At 71.0% G+C, this 15,405-nt stretch carries 16 protein-coding genes; 4 read left to right on the forward strand and 12 right to left on the reverse strand.

Annotated features, from left to right (window positions below; all coding sequences use genetic code 11):
• Window positions 1–221: 221 nt before the first annotated feature.
• Window positions 222–1,883 carry a class I adenylate-forming enzyme family protein gene (locus tag SROS_RS29325; RefSeq protein ID WP_012892545.1) on the forward strand — a complete coding sequence of 554 codons (1,662 nt, stop codon included), beginning with the start codon at window positions 222–224 and terminating at the stop codon, window positions 1,881–1,883.
• Between the two features lie 69 nt (window positions 1,884–1,952).
• Window positions 1,953–3,266: an MFS transporter gene (locus tag SROS_RS29330; RefSeq protein WP_245564318.1), complete on the forward strand. Its 1,314-nt coding sequence runs from the start codon at window positions 1,953–1,955 to the stop codon at window positions 3,264–3,266.
• 133 nt (window positions 3,267–3,399) lie between these two features.
• Here SROS_RS29330 and SROS_RS29335 read toward each other — a convergent pair whose 3' ends face one another.
• From SROS_RS29335 to infC, 8 genes are all read right to left on the reverse strand, one after another.
• On the reverse strand, window positions 3,400–3,648 hold the full coding sequence (locus SROS_RS29335) for a hypothetical protein (protein ID WP_245564320.1): 249 nt from the start codon (window positions 3,646–3,648) through the stop codon (window positions 3,400–3,402).
• 77 nt (window positions 3,649–3,725) lie between these two features.
• Window positions 3,726–6,242, reverse strand: a complete 2,517-nt coding sequence (gene pheT / locus SROS_RS29340) for a phenylalanine--tRNA ligase subunit beta (protein ID WP_012892548.1) — start codon at window positions 6,240–6,242, stop codon at window positions 3,726–3,728.
• Window positions 6,242–7,291, reverse strand: a complete 1,050-nt coding sequence (pheS, locus tag SROS_RS29345) for a phenylalanine--tRNA ligase subunit alpha (RefSeq protein WP_043656987.1) — start codon at window positions 7,289–7,291, stop codon at window positions 6,242–6,244. Before pheS ends, pheT begins: the two co-directional genes overlap by 1 nt.
• A 119-nt stretch (window positions 7,292–7,410) precedes the next feature.
• Window positions 7,411–8,493, reverse strand: coding sequence for a sensor histidine kinase (locus SROS_RS29350; RefSeq protein WP_012892550.1), 1,083 nt, complete (start codon window positions 8,491–8,493; stop codon window positions 7,411–7,413).
• Window positions 8,494–8,544: 51 nt separating this feature from the next.
• Entirely contained in the window at window positions 8,545–9,375 is an 831-nt protein-coding gene (locus SROS_RS29355; protein ID WP_012892551.1) for a TrmH family RNA methyltransferase, read from the reverse strand.
• A gap of 73 nt (window positions 9,376–9,448) precedes the next feature.
• A complete protein-coding gene (rplT, locus tag SROS_RS29360; RefSeq protein WP_012892552.1) occupies window positions 9,449–9,832 on the reverse strand; it encodes a 50S ribosomal protein L20 in 384 nt (127 codons plus the stop codon).
• A gap of 24 nt (window positions 9,833–9,856) precedes the next feature.
• A complete protein-coding gene (gene rpmI, locus SROS_RS29365; protein ID WP_012892553.1) occupies window positions 9,857–10,051 on the reverse strand; it encodes a 50S ribosomal protein L35 in 195 nt (64 codons plus the stop codon).
• Between the two features lie 130 nt (window positions 10,052–10,181).
• Window positions 10,182–10,850 (reverse strand): translation initiation factor IF-3, encoded by a 669-nt coding sequence (infC, locus tag SROS_RS29370; protein ID WP_012892554.1) that lies wholly within the window; start codon window positions 10,848–10,850, stop codon window positions 10,182–10,184.
• Window positions 10,851–11,189: 339 nt separating this feature from the next.
• On the opposite strand from infC, the gene SROS_RS29375 reads away from it, so the two are divergent.
• Window positions 11,190–11,558 (forward strand): PadR family transcriptional regulator, encoded by a 369-nt coding sequence (locus tag SROS_RS29375; protein ID WP_218919713.1) that lies wholly within the window; start codon window positions 11,190–11,192, stop codon window positions 11,556–11,558.
• Window positions 11,555–12,520 (forward strand): hypothetical protein, encoded by a 966-nt coding sequence (locus tag SROS_RS29380; RefSeq protein ID WP_012892556.1) that lies wholly within the window; start codon window positions 11,555–11,557, stop codon window positions 12,518–12,520. Before SROS_RS29375 ends, SROS_RS29380 begins: the two co-directional genes overlap by 4 nt.
• On the opposite strand, the gene SROS_RS29385 is transcribed toward SROS_RS29380, so the two are convergent.
• The 4 genes from SROS_RS29385 to ruvX form a co-directional block, all read right to left on the reverse strand.
• Entirely contained in the window at window positions 12,495–13,319 is an 825-nt protein-coding gene (locus SROS_RS29385; RefSeq protein WP_012892557.1) for a shikimate dehydrogenase, read from the reverse strand. The genes SROS_RS29380 and SROS_RS29385 overlap by 26 nt on opposite strands.
• Window positions 13,319–14,482: an endolytic transglycosylase MltG gene (mltG, locus tag SROS_RS29390; protein ID WP_012892558.1), complete on the reverse strand. Its 1,164-nt coding sequence runs from the start codon at window positions 14,480–14,482 to the stop codon at window positions 13,319–13,321. The genes SROS_RS29385 and mltG overlap by 1 nt, the downstream gene beginning before the upstream one ends.
• Before the next feature lie 163 nt (window positions 14,483–14,645).
• The gene (locus tag SROS_RS47955) at window positions 14,646–14,924 is read right to left on the reverse strand and encodes an endolytic transglycosylase MltG (RefSeq protein WP_081453242.1); all 279 of its coding nucleotides are present in this window, start codon (window positions 14,922–14,924) and stop codon (window positions 14,646–14,648) included.
• On the reverse strand, window positions 14,893–15,378 hold the full coding sequence (gene ruvX / locus SROS_RS29395) for a Holliday junction resolvase RuvX (protein WP_043656990.1): 486 nt from the start codon (window positions 15,376–15,378) through the stop codon (window positions 14,893–14,895). The genes SROS_RS47955 and ruvX overlap by 32 nt, the downstream gene beginning before the upstream one ends.
• Between the last annotated feature and the right edge of the window lie 27 nt (window positions 15,379–15,405).

The raw sequence follows: 15,405 nt of genomic DNA on the forward strand, positions 1-15,405 counted from the left end.
TAGAGAGATTATGCATCTTCGAGGATTGTCATGCAAGTAGCCGGTGCGGCGGCGCCGGGTACTCCAGGCGAGACAAAAGGGCGAAAACTGCATAAATAGCTACATTTAACCATGCATGATCATGCGTCCAGGATGTCGGCGATGTTTCGGCACTGTTGCCCGTACCTACCGGTCGGTATCGTTACGTTTCCGGTCCCTCCGCCCCCGGGGAGTACGAACACATGACTGTCACGCATGACCAGGTCCAGGCCCAGCTCACCGGTCCAGGACAGCTTTTCGAGATGGAGGAGGTCGCCGGCCACGGCGGCACCGTCAGGACGTGGAAACACGCTCCCGGCCACTTCCGCGCGCTCCTCGAGATGAGCCGGTTCCACGGCGACAAGGTCTTCCTGACGTACGAGGACGAGCACATCACCTACGAGGAGCACTTCCGGCGGGCGGCGACGCTGGCACGGCGCCTGGTGGAGGACTACGGCGTGGTCAAGGGCGACCGGGTCGCCATCGCCATGCGCAACTACCCCGAGTGGGTGGTCGCGTTCTCCGCCACGCTGGCCGCCGGGGCGGTGGCCGTACCGCTCAACGCCTGGTGGACCGCCCAGGAGCTGGAGTTCGGGCTGTCGGACTCCGGGGCCAAGGTGCTGATCGCCGACGGCGAGCGCGCCGCCAGGCTCGGCGGCCTGGCGCAGTCGCTGATCGTGGCCCGGGGCGAGGCTCCCGAGGGTGCCCGCTCGTTCGAGGACGTGCTGGGCGCCGTCGAGGCCGACGTGACGCTGCCGACGGTCGAGCTGTCCCCGGAGGACCCGGCCACGATCTTCTACACCTCGGGCACCACCGGCCGCCCCAAGGGCGCCCTCGGCAGCCACCGCAACCTCGGCCAGTCCCCCATGACCGTGGCCTACGGCCTGCTGCGCAGCGTGGTCCGGGCGGGCAAGGACCCGGCGGAGTCGGCCGGGCAGCGCCGCGTCACCCTGCTCACCGTGCCGCTCTTCCACGTCACCGGCTGCTTCGCGGTGATGACCACCACCATGTTCACCGGCGGCGGCCTGGTGCTGATGTACAAGTGGGACGCCGGGCGGGCCCTGGAGCTGATCGAGCGCGAGAAGGTCACCACGTTCAGCGGCGTGCCCACCAACGTGTGGCAGCTCCTGTCCCACCCCGGCCTGGACAAGCACGACATCTCCAGCCTCAACTCCCTCGGGTACGGCGGCGCCCCGGCCCCGCCGAAGCTGCTGGAGCGCATCACCGAGCTGCTGCCCAGCCGCTCCCCCTCCAACGGCTACGGCATGACCGAGACCACCGCGCTCACCATCAACAACGGCGGCGTGGACTACCTGGCCAAGCCCGACAGCATCGGCCTGCCGATGCCCGTGGTCGAGGTGAAGATCGCCGACCCGCTCGGCGACGAGCTCCCGGCCGGCGAGGTCGGCGAGCTCTGCCTGCGCGGCCCGAACGTGATCCTCGGCTACTGGAACCGCCCCGAGGCCACCGCCGAGACCTTCATCGGCGGCTGGCTGCACACCGGCGACCTGGCGCGGGTGGACGAGGAGGGCTTCGTGTTCATCGTGGACCGGGCCAAGGACATGGTCATCCGCGGCGGCGAGAACGTCTACTGCGCAGAGGTCGAGGCCGCGCTGTTCGAGCATCCGGCGGTGGACGACGTCGCGGTGATCGGCATCCCCCACGACGAGCTCGGCGAGGAGGTCGGCGCGGTGGTACGGCTGGCGGCCCCGGCGAGCGCCGAGGAGCTGCAGGCCTTCCTGCGCGAGCGGATCGCGGCGTTCAAGATCCCGGTCCGGTTCTGGGTCCGCGAGACCGAGCTCCCCCGCAACCCCGGCGGCAAGATCCTCAAGACCCACCTCCGCAAGGAGGTCCTGGGCTCCTGATCCGGGACCGGCGGTGACCGGCGTAAAATCGTTTGCCTTGGCGCAGGTCACCGCCAAGACTGTCTGTCCGTGCCTGAAACTTCTGACCGATCGCTCAGAACGCTGGTCCGCCGGCTGAAAATGGACCTGGGCCCCCTGCGCGACTCCCGCGACTTCCGGCTGCTCTTCGGCTCGGGAATGATCACGATGTTCGGCACCTTTCTCACGCTGGTCGCGGTCCCGCTGCAGATGAAGGAGCTCACCCACGGCTCCTACCTGGCGGTCGGCCTGGTCAGCGTGGCGGAATTCGTGCCGATGGTGGTGTGCGGGCTCTGGGGCGGGGCGATCGCGGACGCGCTCGACCGGCGGAAGATCATCCTCTACACCGAGGTGGGGCTCTGCGTCACGGTCGTGGCCCTGATGGTCAACGCGATGCTGCCGGAGCCGCAGATCTGGGTGCTGTACGTGGTCGGCGCGCTCTCCGCCGGCCTCGGCAGCCTGCAGCGGCCGAGCCTGGAGTCGCTGATGCCGCGCGTGGTCAGGCACGACCAGCTCACCGCGGCCGCCGCGCTGACCAGCTTCCGCTGGAACCTCGGCGCCATCGTGGCCCCCGGTCTCAGCGGCCTGATCGTCATCTGGTTCGGCTTCGCCGCCGCCTACGGCATCAACGTGGCGACCTTCCTGTTCTCCCTGGCCCTGCTCTGGCTGGTGAAGGCCCCGCCGCAGTCCGAGGACGCTCCCCCGGCGTCGATCAGGGCGCTGGTCGAGGGCGTCCGCTACGCCGTGGGCCGCACGGACCTGATGGGCACCTACCTGGTGGACATCGCCGCGATGGTCTTCGCGTTCTCCACCGCGCTGTACCCCTTCCTCGCCGACGAGCTCGGCGTCCCCGAGGCTCAGGGCCTGTTCTTCTCCGCCTCGGCCGTCGGCTCGCTGATCGCCTCGGTCACCTCCGGCTGGACCAGCCACGTCCACCGCCACGGCCTGGGCGTCGTCGTGGCGGCGATCGGGTGGGGCGCCGCGGTGGCGCTGGCGGCCGTCATGCCCACCGTCTGGGGCATCTTCGCCTGCCTGGCCCTGGCCGGGGCGGCCGACATGATCAGCGGTGTCTTCCGCTCCACCATCTGGAACCAGACCATCCCGGACGAGTTCCGTGGCCGTCTGGCAGGCATCGAGCTGCTCTCCTACACCAGCGGCCCGATGCTGGGCAACGCCAGGGCGAGCCTGATGGGCCAGCTCGGCGGGACCCGCTTCTCCCTGGGCGCGGGCGGCCTGCTGTGCGTCGGCGCGGTGGTCGCGATGGCCGGGCTGCTGCCCAGGTTCCGCGACTACGACGCCCGCACCGACGAGCACGCGGTCCGGGAGCGTGCCCGCCGCGAGGCCCACGCGGGGGCCGAGACCTGACGGCCGTCCGCGGGAGCGCCCCAGGCCTCTCCCCCGGCGGGTCTCCAGCCACTCGGTCCCTCCAGCCGCGCCAGGCGCCCCGGAACGGACGACCCGCTCCACCGGGAGACCGGGTGGCCCGCGGGTCCGCGCCTCAGCCGGCCTCGCGCCAGCCCTCGTACTCCTCCGCCAGCGCCTCCAGCCGCGCCAGGTGATCCGTCCCCAGCACCCCGTCGGGGTCCTCGACGACCACGACCCACTGGGCGTCCTCGGCGTCGTCCTCGCCCGCGAGGGTCTCCCGTACGACGGCGGGCGTGCCCATCCGCGGAAACTCCTCGGCCACGGTCTCCGCGACCTCCTCCGCGTCGCCGCGATCGGCGAAGACCAGCAGGTGTCTCATCATCCCTCCCGAAGGTGAAGGCCCCGATCCCATGGTGAAGGCCCCGGCGGCAGGACCGCCGGGGCCTTCACCACTGTGGATCAGACGCCGCGGAGCTGGGCTCCGGTGCGCTCTCCGGCGAGCGCCACGGCCGCGTCACGGGCCGCGCTGGCCTCCTCGGCGGTCAGCGTCCGGTCCGGCGCCCGGAACCGCAGGGAGTAGGCCAGGGACTTCCGGCCCTCTCCGGCCTGGGCCCCGGTGTAGACATCGAACAGCCGGACCGACTCCAGCAGGTCGCCCGCTCCCTCGCACAGCGCCGCCTCCACCGCGGCCACCGGGGTGGCGGCGTCGACGATGAGCGCGACGTCCTGCGTGGCGATCGGATAAGCGGAGATCGCGGGCGCCGCCACCGGACCGGCCGACGGCGACTCCAGCCGGGTCAGCTCCAGCTCCATCGCGCTGGTCCGCGCGGGCAGGCCGTACGCCTCGATGACGCGCGGGTGCAGCTCACCCGCGTGACCGACGAGCACGTCCCCGGCGTACAGCGCCGCACAGCGGCCCGGGTGCCAGGGCTCGTGCCGGTCGGCGCGGACGTCGAGGGTGACCCCGGCCTCCCGGGCCACCGTGCGGGCCGCCTCGACGGCGTCCGCCCAGGTGCCCGCACGCCCCTTGCCCCACCAGCCGGACCGCTCGAACTCCCCGGCCAGCACGGCGCCCACCCGCAGCGGCTGGGCGGGCAGCGCGGCCTCGATGGAGGCGAGCTCCTCCTCGGTCGGCCTGCGGTCCACCCCGAGCACCGGCGCGGTCGCGGGCGCGTCCTGCGAGGGCCGGTAGACCAGGCCCGTCTCGAACAGCGCCACGTCGCCGAAGCCCCGGCCGACATTGCGGACCAGCGTCTTGAGCAGCCCCGGCAGCAGCGTGGTCCGCATCAGCGGCTCGTCCTCGCTGAGGGGGTTGGCCAGCCGTACGGCCCGGCGGCGCGCGTCGCCGGCGGGCAGCTGCAGGTTGTCGAAGTCGCGCTCCCCGACGAACGGGTAGGCCAGGACCTCGACGTAGCCGGAGGCCGCCAGCGCCCGGCCCACCCGGCGGCGCAGCCGCTGGCTCTCGCTGAGACCGGCGCCCGCCGGCGCGGCGGGCAGGATCGAGGGCAGGTTCTCGTAGCCCTCGAGCCGGATGACCTCCTCGGCGAGGTCGTTCGGGTCGGTCAGGTCGGGCCGCCACGAGGGCGGGGTGACCGTCAGCATGTCGTCGCCGGTGACCGCCAGCTTGGCGGCGAGCTCGTCGGCGGGGGCGACCGTACCCGCGACCACCGTGCAGCCGACCTGCTCCAGGTGGCGGATCACGGTCTCGCGGTCGTAGCCGACTCCGGCGACCCTGCCGGGGTGACCGCTCGGGATGGAGATGCGGACCGGCTCGACCTCGACCTCGGCGTGGGTCACGCCCGGCTGGATCGTGCCGCCGCCGAGCTCGGCCAGGAGCTGGGCCGCGCGCCAGGAGGCGTACAGCGGCAGCTCCCGGTCCACGCCCCGCTCGAAGCGCTTGGAGGCCTCGCTGACCAGGTTGTGGCGGCGGGACTCGCGCGCGATGCCGCTGGCGGAGAAGTGCGCGGCCTCGATCACGATGTCGGTGGAGGTGTCGGAGATCTCGGTGTGCAGGCCGCCCATGGTCCCGGCCATCGAGATCGCGCCCGATCCGTCGGTGATCAGGATGTCTTCCGGGTGGAGCTCGCGGACGACGTGGTCGAGCGTCTCCAGCGTCTCGCCCGGCTCGGCCCGGCGCACCACGATCTCACCGGTCAGCTTCCCGGCGTCGAAGGCGTGCAGGGGCTGGCCCGTCTCCAGCATCACGTAGTTGGTGACGTCGACGGCCAGCGAGACCGGGCGGACGCCGGCCCGCGTGAGCCGGGTCCGCATCCACAGCGGGCTCCGCGCCGACGGGTCGAAGCCGTGGACCTCGCGCAGCACGAAACGGTCGCAGGCGGTCGGGTCGGCGATGGAGGCCGGGTAGGACGGGCCTGCCTCGGCGGGCGGGGAGACGTCGGCCGGGTCGAGGAACGCCGAGTCGAAGGCGGTGGCCGCCTCGCGGGCCACGCCGCGGATCGACAGCGCGTAGCCGATGTCCGGGGTGATCTCCATCTCGATCACGTCGTCGCGCAGGCCGAGCAGCTCGACCACGTCGGCCCCGATCGGGGTGCCCTCGGCCAGCACCATGATGCCGGCGTGCTCGTCACTCAGGCCGAGCTCGCGCTCCGAGCAGATCATGCCCTCGGACATCCGGCCGTAGGTCTTGCGGGCGCCGACCTCGAACCCGCCGGGCAGCACGCCCCCGGGCAGCACGACCGGCACCCGGTCGCCGACCGCGAAGTTGGTGGCGCCGCAGACGATCTCACGCGGCGCGGCCTCCCCCACCTCGACCTGGCAGTGCCGGATGGGCTTCTTGAAGCCCTGCAGCTCCTCGATGGCCAGCACCTCGCCGACGACCACGTTCTTGACGTCGTAGCCGTAGGAGGTGACGGCCTCCAGCTTGAGCCCGGCGGCGGTGAGCCTGTCGGCGATCTCGTGCGCGGTGACGGCGGGGAGATCGACGTACTCCCGCAGCCATGAAAGCGGGGCCTTCATCAGATCTCCATTCCGAACGGGAGCGTGAAGCGGACGTCTCCCTCGACCATGTCGCGCATGTCCTCGACGTTGTGACGGAACATCAGCGTGCGCTCGATGCCCATCCCGAAGGCGAAGCCGCTGTAGCGGCCCGGGTCGACGCCGCAGGCGATGAGCACCCGCGGGTTGACCATGCCGCAGCCGCCCCACTCGATCCAGCCCTCGGACTTGCAGGTGCGGCAGGGCGGGTTGCCCGGCACCGCCGAGGCGCCCCGGCAGACGAAGCACTTCAGGTCCATCTCGGCGGACGGCTCGGTGAAGGGGAAGTAGTTGGGCCGGAACCTGGTGGTGATGCCCTCGCCGAACATGACCTCGGCGAAACGGTCCAGGGTGCCCTTGAGGTGGGCCATGGTCAGGCCCTCGTCGATCGCCAGCCCCTCGACCTGGTGGAAGACCGGGGTGTGGGTGGCGTCGAGCTCGTCGGTGCGGAACACCTTGCCGGGCGAGATCACGTAGACCGGGAGCCGGCGGCTGAGCAGGGCCCGGATCTGCACCGGCGAGGTCTGCGTGCGCAGCACCTTCCCGGACTCGACGGACTCCACGAAGAAGGTGTCGTGCTCCGAGCGCGCCGGGTGGTCGGGCGAGATGTTCAGCGCGTCGAAGTTGAACCACTCGCCTTCCAGCTCGGGCCCCTCGGCCACCTCGTAGCCCATCGCGACGAACGCGTCGGCGACGCGCTCCTGCAGGGTGGTCAGGGGATGCCGGGCGCCGCGCGGGGCGCGGTCGGCGGGCAGCGTGACGTCGACGGTCTCCTCGACGAGGACCCTCTCGTCACGCTCGGCCTCCAGCTCGGCCTGGCGCTGGGCGAGAGCGTCGGCGACGGCCTTGCGGGCGCCGCCGATGCGCTTGCCCGCCTCGGCGCGGGCCGCCGGGGGCAGCGCGCCGATCTCGCGGTTGGCCAGGGCGATCGGCGAGCGGTCACCGGCGTGTGCGAGCCGTACCTGCTTGAGTTCGTCGAGGTCGCGCGCCGCCTTGATGGCGTCGAGCGCGTCGGCCTGCATGCTCGCCATCTCATCGGCGTGCAGCGGGGTCACCTCAACCGGGTCGTAGTTAGACAAGAGAGCTCCGAATCCAGGGCTTAAGCGGCAACGAGTCTAGTCGGGGAAGCCCACCGGGCCTGCATCCGCGCTCAGGCGAAGTCGGGGGTGCCGGTGGGCACCATAAATCGGAACTCGGCCCCGCCCTCGGGCCCCCGCTGCACGGAGATGGTGCCGCCATGGGCCTCGATCAGTCCCTTGACGATGAACAGGCCGAGCCCGGTGCCACCGCGGCGGCGGGCGTTGCCCCGCCAGAACTGCCGGAACACGCGCGTGGCCAGCTCAGGAGGGATTCCCTCTCCCTGGTCACGGACGGACACGGTCACTCCCCACTCGTTCGGCTCGATGGCTATTGTCACCGTACCGCGCCCGTGACGCACCGCGTTTTCCATCAGGTTCGCCAGCACCTGGTCGATCTTGTCCTGGTCGAGCCAGGTCTCGGGCAGCTCGCCGTCCACCTCCAGCCGGAAACGGTCCTCCGGCTCCCCCGCCGCGACCCGGCCGGCGATGATCTTGCGGGCCCTCGCCGGGATGTCGACCACCTGGCGGTGGATCTCCAGCCGCCCGGACTCGATGCGGGACACGTCGAGCAGCTCGGTGATCAGCCGGGTCACCCGGTCGGCGTCGGCGTTGACCGTCTCCAGCATGACGAGCTTCTGGTTGTCGGTGAAACGGGTCCACTTGGCCAGCAGGGTCGCGGTGAAGCCCTTGACGCTGGTCAGCGGGGAGCGGAGCTCGTGGGCGACGGTGGAGACCAGGTCGGCGCGGCTGCGCTCCAGGCGGGCGCGGGCGCCGGCGTCACGGAGCGTGATGACCACCCGGACGACCTCGCCGCCCCGCTCGGGCCTGCGCACCAGGCGGGCGGCCACGAGCATCTCCTGGCCGCCGGGGGTGCGCAGCGGGAGCTCGGGCTGGCGGCTGCGGGTGGGCAGCCCGCCGTAGGTGTCGAGCCACTTCCACCAGTCGCGCCCGTCATGGTCGCGGAAGGAGAACACGTCGCGCAGGTGCCGTCCGGCGGCCTGGTCGCGGGTGACCCCGGTGAGGCGGGTCGCGGCCCGGTTGACGGCCAGCACGTGGCCGTCCCGATCGGTCACGACGAGCCCGTCGGGAAGGTCGTCCACGTCGATCACACAGGCGGAGTCAGCGCTCCGTTCGTCGGTGTGTTCGCCGTGCACGACCCCGCCTCCTCGACGCTACAACGCCGACAATAGCGGGTTTCCCGCGTTCTACGGCAGCCTCGGGGCGGGGGCCGGGGAACCGGCCCGCTGAGACCGGGCAGATGCGTACAGACACACCGCGGCGGCGGTCGCGAGGTTGAGACTCTCGGCCCGTCCGTGGATCGGCACCCGGACCACCTCGTCGGCCAGCCGCAGGATCTCCTCGGGCAGCCCCCAGGCCTCGTTGCCGAAGATCCAGGCGGTCGGACCGGACAGGTCCACGTCGTCCAGCGTCTGCTTGCCCGCGCCGTCGGCGGCGAGCACCCGCAGCCCGGCGTCCTTGAGCCGCTGTACGGCCTGCGCCACCGGGACCCCCGTGGTGACGGGGAGATGGAACAGGCTGCCGGCGCTGGCGCGGACGCACTTGCCGTTGTAGGGGTCCACCGAGGCGTCGGTGAAGACGACGGCGTCGGCGCCGGCCGCGTCGGCGGTGCGCAGCACGGTCCCGGCGTTGCCCGGGTCGCGGACGTGGGCGAGCACGGCCACCAGCCTGGCGCCGGCGGTGACGGCTCCGTCCAGGGGCACGTGCACGAACCGGCACACGGCCAGCAGCCCCTGCGGCGTGACGGTCTGGGCGAGCTCGGCCATGACCTCGCCGCTGGCCCGGTGGACGGCCAGTCCCGCGGCGGTGGCCGCGGCGACGATGTCGGCGTGCCGCTGTTCGGCCTCGGCCGTGGCGAACAGCTCCACCACGACGCCTTCCAGCGCCAGCGCCTCACGGACCGCCTGGGGTCCCTCCGCGAGGAAGGAGCGGTCACGGTCCCTGAAGGCCCGTTTGGTCAGCCGCCGCACGGCTTTGACCCTCGGCGACTTGATGTTGGTCAGCTCAGATCCGGCCATGCCTGTCCCCCCAAGAATGCGAATACGGCCCACAGCGTGATCGCTGTGGGCCGCACGCTCGTCAGTGCCGGATTCAGCCGGCGACCGGCGCGTTCACGTCGGCCGGAAGCGCCTTCTTGGCGGCCTCGACCAGCGTCGCGAACGTGGCGGCGTCGTTGACCGCGAGGTCGGCGAGGATCTTGCGGTCGACCTCGATGGAGGCCAGGCGCAGACCCTGGATGAGCCGGTTGTAGGTGATGCCGTTCTGGCGGGCAGCGGCGTTGATGCGCTGGATCCAGAGACGGCGGAAGGTGCCCTTGCGGTCCTTGCGGTCGCGGTAGGCATAGGTCATCGAGTGGAGCATCTGCTCCTTGGCCTTGCGGTACAGCCTGGACCGCTGGCCCCGGTAGCCCTTCGCCCGCTCAAGAACGACCTTGCGCTTCTTCTTGGCGTTGATCGCCCGCTTCACGCGTGCCATGTGTATCTATCTCCCCGGGGGCCGTTACTTAGCGAGCAGCTTCTTGATCTTCTTGGCGTCGGCATCGGAGAGCACGACCTCGGACTTGAGACGACGCGTCAAGGTGGAGGACTTCCACTCGTTGTAGTGCGCGCGGTTGGCACGGCGACGCTTGATCTTGCCGGTGCCGGTGAGCCGGAATCGCTTCTTCGCACCGCTGTGCGTCTTCATCTTCGGCATCTCAGCCGTCTCTCCCTCGATCGTGCCGATGTCCCGGGCCGGTAACCCAAGTCAAGGGCATGCCTGACTGCGAGACCGGACCCGGTCTCGGCTTAATCTCGCGACTACCTGACGGTTCAGGCTATGCGAGTCACTCCTGCGGAGCTGCCACCTCGTCGCCGACGGGTGCCTGCTCCTCCACGGAGTCCTCGTCGCGCCGCGCCTTGGCCGCCGCCTTCTCGGCCTTGGCCTCGGCCTTCTTCTTGTGCGGGCCGATCACCATGATCATGTTTCGGCCGTCCTGCTTGGGCTGGGACTCCACGAAACCGAGGTCCGTGACGTCCTCTGCCAGGCGCTGCAGGAGCCGGAAGCCCAGCTCGGGCCGGGACTGCTCCCGCCCGCGGAACATGATCGTGACCTTGACCTTGTCCCCGGCCTTGAGGAACCGCACCACGTGACCCTTCTTGGTCTCGTAGTCGTGCGGGTCGATCTTCGGTCGGAGCTTGATCTCCTTGATGATCGTGTACGCCTGGTTACGCCGCGCCTCACGTGCCTTCATCGCGGACTCGTACTTGAACTTGCCGTAGTCCATGAGCTTGCACACGGGCGGGCGAGCCGTGGCCGCGACCTCAACGAGGTCGAGGTCGGACTCCTGAGCCAGCTTCAGAGCATCGCCGATGGAGACGATGCCAACCTGTTCGCCGTTCGGGCCGACGAGGCGGACCTCGGGGACGCGAATACGGTCGTTGATGCGGGGCTCGGCGCTGATGGGGCCTCCTAGGTTGCGATCCGCCGCCGTCTTTGGGGGCGGTTGCCACATGCTCGATCGTGCCGGGAGGTCGCGGAACGCAGGCCGTTTTCAGGTCTGGATACACGAAATGCCCCACACGTCGCGCATGCGGGGCCACATGAGCTCATCAGCTTTGACGCCGTAAGCCCTCCGGAGTTACCCGGTGTGATCCTTGACCTGCCGACCTCTCGGTCGACCAGGTGGGAGGTGGCCCTCCGCTTGCGCGTCCAGCAGGCACGCCGGACCGATCGAGTAGTTACATTACCACAACCACCTGCGTCCACTGAATCATCCCGCGACATCCCCGCAGGAGCCGCATTCCCCCGCACCCGTTGCGCGACGTACCGATGATCTGTATATAAAGAAGGTATGAGCGAGCGATCGATGCAGGAACCCACGTTCCTGATCCTCACTGCCCTGGCGGCCGGACCCCAGCACGGCTACGGAGTGATCAACGACGTTCAGGAGATCTCCGGCGGCCGGGTACGGCTGCGCGCGGGCACCCTCTACGCCGCCCTCGACCGTCTCCAGTCCGAGGGGCTGGTCGCCGCCGACCGCGAAGAGGTGGTGGACGGCCGCCTCCGGCGCTACTACCGGCTGACCGGCGACGGCGCCGGCCGCCTGGCCGCCGAGGCCGAACGGCTGCGCAGGAACGCCGAGGCGGCCTCAACGCGCCTGCGCGTCCGCCCGGCCGGTGGGGCACTGTTCCGCCGCGGCCTCGCAGGAGGTGCGGGGTGAGCTCCCTGGAGGCGCGCTACCGCAGGCTCATGGCCTGCTACCCCCGCGGGCACAGGGCCCGCCACGAGGAGGAGATGATCGGCGTGATGCTCGCCGGAGCGGAGCCCGGGCGCAGGTATCCGGATCCACGTGACGTCCTCGACCTGATCATGGGCGGCCTGCGGATCCGCCTCCAGAGGTCTCTCGGCCCCGAGGCCGCCTCGCACTGGCGCGACGCGCTGAACGTCGCCGCGATCGTCGCCCCGCTCTCCCTGCTCGTCCTCGAAGCCGGCGCGTGGGGCATGGCCCTCTGGGTGGCGGACGCGCTGCCCCTGTTCCTCACGCTGGTGCCACTCGCGTTCGCGCTACCGCAAGCCTTGATCATCGGCCTGGCTCTGCGGAGCATGCGATGGGCCGCGGCGGCCTGCGCGTGGATCTGGGCCGTCGCGAGCCCCGCGATCAACCTGCAGATGAGCCTGGACGCGGTCGTATATCTCGGCCCGGGCTCCTTCTCCTCGAATTTCCTGTTCAGCCCGTTCGGCCTGGCGTTCCACGCGCTCCCCGGCCTGATCGTCGCCCTCCTGCTGACCTTCGCGCCGCATCCCGCCGGAGGAGCGGCACTGATCGGCCACCGGCGGTTGCTCCGCTGGGCCCTCGCGGCGATCCTGACGCTGAACGCGAGCGCCGCCCTGACCTACCTGTTCGTCCCCGGCCGATTCACCGACGGGCTGGCCACCATGGCACTGATCGCCATGGCCTGCGGTGCCGGCAGCCGGACCCCGGTCGGCCGCCGCGCCGTCTCGCTCATGGTCCCGCTCTTGGCGATGATCTACGGCGGCGCCCCGCCGGACGGGCCCGGCGGGGCCGACTGGCCCCTTCTGGCCGTCCAGGCACTGCTCGTCGTCACCGTCTTCATCGTCGCCCGGCGCGGCTTCCAGCCCTACGGCACCGGGACGGTCAGCTCTCCGGAGCGGATCGTCTGACGATCTCGGCCTTGCCCGCCGCGCGCATCGCCTCCACCGGCACGTCGGTCCGGCCGGTCATCAGCTCGACCTGCCGGACCGCCTGGTGCAGGAGCATGGGGAAGCCGCCGATCACGGTCCCGCCCCGCTCGGCCACGGCCGCGGCCAGTCGGGTGGGCCACGGCGCGTAGACCACGTCGAAGAGGGCGGGCACCCCGGCCACCAGGCCGGCCAGACCGTCGGCGGCTCCCGCCGGCAGGGTCGAGACGACCAGGTCCACGTCCAGGACGGTGTCGAGCTTGTCGAAGGTCTGCACCGTCAGGGCCGTGCCCAGCCGCTCGGCCACCGCGGCGGTCTCCCCGGCCCTGTCCGGGTCGCGGACCACCAGGGTCGCCTCGCGCAGGCCAAGCTCGCGCAGCGCGGCCAGCGCGGAGGCCGCGGTCGCTCCCCCGCCCAGGACCGTCGCCGCCCGGGGCGGCGCCACGCCCGCCTCGGCGAGCGCCTGGACGATGCCGTGGACGTCGGTGTTCTCGCCGTGGCGGGCGCCGTCCGAGAAGATCACGGTGTTGGCCCCACCCACCGCCACCGCGAGGTCGGAGACGGTGTCGAGCAGTGGCAGCACGGCCCGCTTGAGCGGCATGGTCAGCGACAGCCCCGCCCACCCGGACCCCAGCCTGCCGATCAGGCCGGGCAGCCCGGCCTCGTCGCACTCGATCGCCTCGTAGCGCCAGCCGTACAGGCCGAGGCCCTCGTAGGCGGCGCGGTGCAGATGGGGCGAGAGCGAGTGGACGATGGGCGACCCGAGCACCGCCGCCCTCATCACCCGCCCGCCTGGTTCTTCTCGAACTCCGCCTTGAACCTGAAGAACTCGGCCTCGGACGCGGTGAACTTGGTGATGCCGCGCTTGGTGTCGGTGGTCACGAAGAAGATCCAGTCGCCCTTGGTGGGGTTGAGCGCGGCCTGGATGGCGTGGTCGCCGGGGTTGGCGATCGGCCCCGGGGGCAGACCCTCCCGCGCGTAGGTGTTGTAGGGCGATGTGCTCTCGAGGTCGGCGTTGGTCGCCGCGACGCCGTACTTGTTCAGCCCGTACATCACCGTGCTGTCCATCTCCAGCTTGCGCGGCGGATTGCCGTCGAGGCGGTTGTAGATGACGCGGGCCACCTTGCCCATGTCCTCGACGCTGCCGGACTCGGCCTGGACGATGCTGGCGATCGTCATGATCTCGTGCGGGGTGTGGCCGAGTGCCTTGGCCTCCTTCTCCAGCCCGTCCTTGCCGGCGGTCTGGTGGAAGCGGTCGACCATCGCGGTCAGGATGTCGACGGGCTCCATCTTGGGGGAGATCTCGTAGGTGGCCGGGAAGGCGTAGCCCTCCAGCTTGCCCCTGGCGTAGGAGGGCAGGCCGAGCGCCTTGCCGTCCCTGGCCGCCCGCTGGAACTCCCTGAGCGGCTTGCCGGTCTGCTTGGCCAGCTGCGTCAGGGTGTCGGACAGGCGCAGCCCCTCCTTGAGGGTCACCGTCTCCCGCAGCCGCTTGTCCGGGTCGAGCAGCTTGACCGCGGCGGCGGCCGACATCTGCTTGCGCAGGGTGTATTCGCCCGGCTGCAGGGAGGCGCTCATATCCGCGGCGGCGGCGGCGTTGACGAACGCCTCTGCGCTCTTGACCACCCCCTGCTCCTGCAGGGTCCGGGCGACGTCCGAGGCGCTCTGCCCGGTCTTGATCTCCACGACGACCTCGCCGGCGCCCTGTCCGGTGTAGTCCTCGACGGTCATCGCGTCGCGCAGCCAGGTGTAGCCGTAGAAGCCCCCGGCGCCGATACCGCCCAGCAGGACGATGACCGCGAGCATGGGGGCGAGGAAGCCACCCCGGTTGCGGCGGCGCCGGCGGCGGCGTCCGCGCCGGCCGCCGGAGCCTGAAGATGTGCGTGAGCCGCGCCGCGACCTGCCGTCGTCGTCGCCGACCAGGAAGTCCATATCGAGATCGTTCATAGAGTCGCCCGCCAATCTCCCGGTAGAGGCGGCCTGCCGTCAAGCGGGTATGCCGAACCGAGGGGGGACACCATGCCAGACGTCCCGGTCCGCCGGGCGCCTTCTCCTGGCCTCTCGGCACGAGTCGCCGCACGCGGTGGAACGAGGGGTGTTCCGCCGGACATCAACACGTCCCGAGGTAGCTGTTTAGGTCTTCCCGGTATCTCACGAACTCACTCTCTTTGTCAGTGAATTTCGTGATTCTATGCTCCGGAGCGGTTGTGACAAACCGGAACCAATCTCCTTGGTCTGGGTGGAGAACCGCACATAACGCCTTCTCTCCCGGATCCGCGATGGGCCCCGGCGGCACGCCATGCCTCAGGCAGGTGTCGTACGGCGATCTCACTTCGGTGTCCTTGTCCGCAGGCGGCTCACCGGGCGGCCCCGCCGTCCGGCTGCCCACCCGGCGGGACGAGCGCCCTGCCCGGGGGCCTGCCTGTGGCGCGTTCGGCGTCCAGGGCCGCCTGGAGCAGCACGATGGCCGCCGCCTGGTCCACCACGGCCCGCTGGTTCTTGGCCTTGACCCCGCTGGCCCGCAGGCCCTGCTGGGCGGTGACGGTCGTCAGCCGCTCGTCGAACAGCCGGACGGGGATGGGTGCCAGCCGCAGCGAGATCCGGGTCGCGAAGTCGCGGGCGGCCTCGGCCGCCTGCCCCTCGCGGCCCGACAGCGAGGTCGGCAGGCCTACGACGATCTCGACGACCTCGTACTCGGCCGCGATCTCCGCGAGCCGGTCCAGGTCGCCTCTGCCGCGCCGTACGGTCTCCACCGGCGTGGCCAGCAGTCCCGAAGGGTCACTGCGGGCCACGCCGATGCGGACCGAGCCGACGTCGACACCCAGCCGGATGCCGTTTCTCATCATCATCCCCGCCTCCGAGCCGCCGGC

The organism is Streptosporangium roseum DSM 43021, from assembly GCF_000024865.1.
GTDB classification, from domain to species: Bacteria; Actinomycetota; Actinomycetes; order Streptosporangiales; family Streptosporangiaceae; genus Streptosporangium; species Streptosporangium roseum.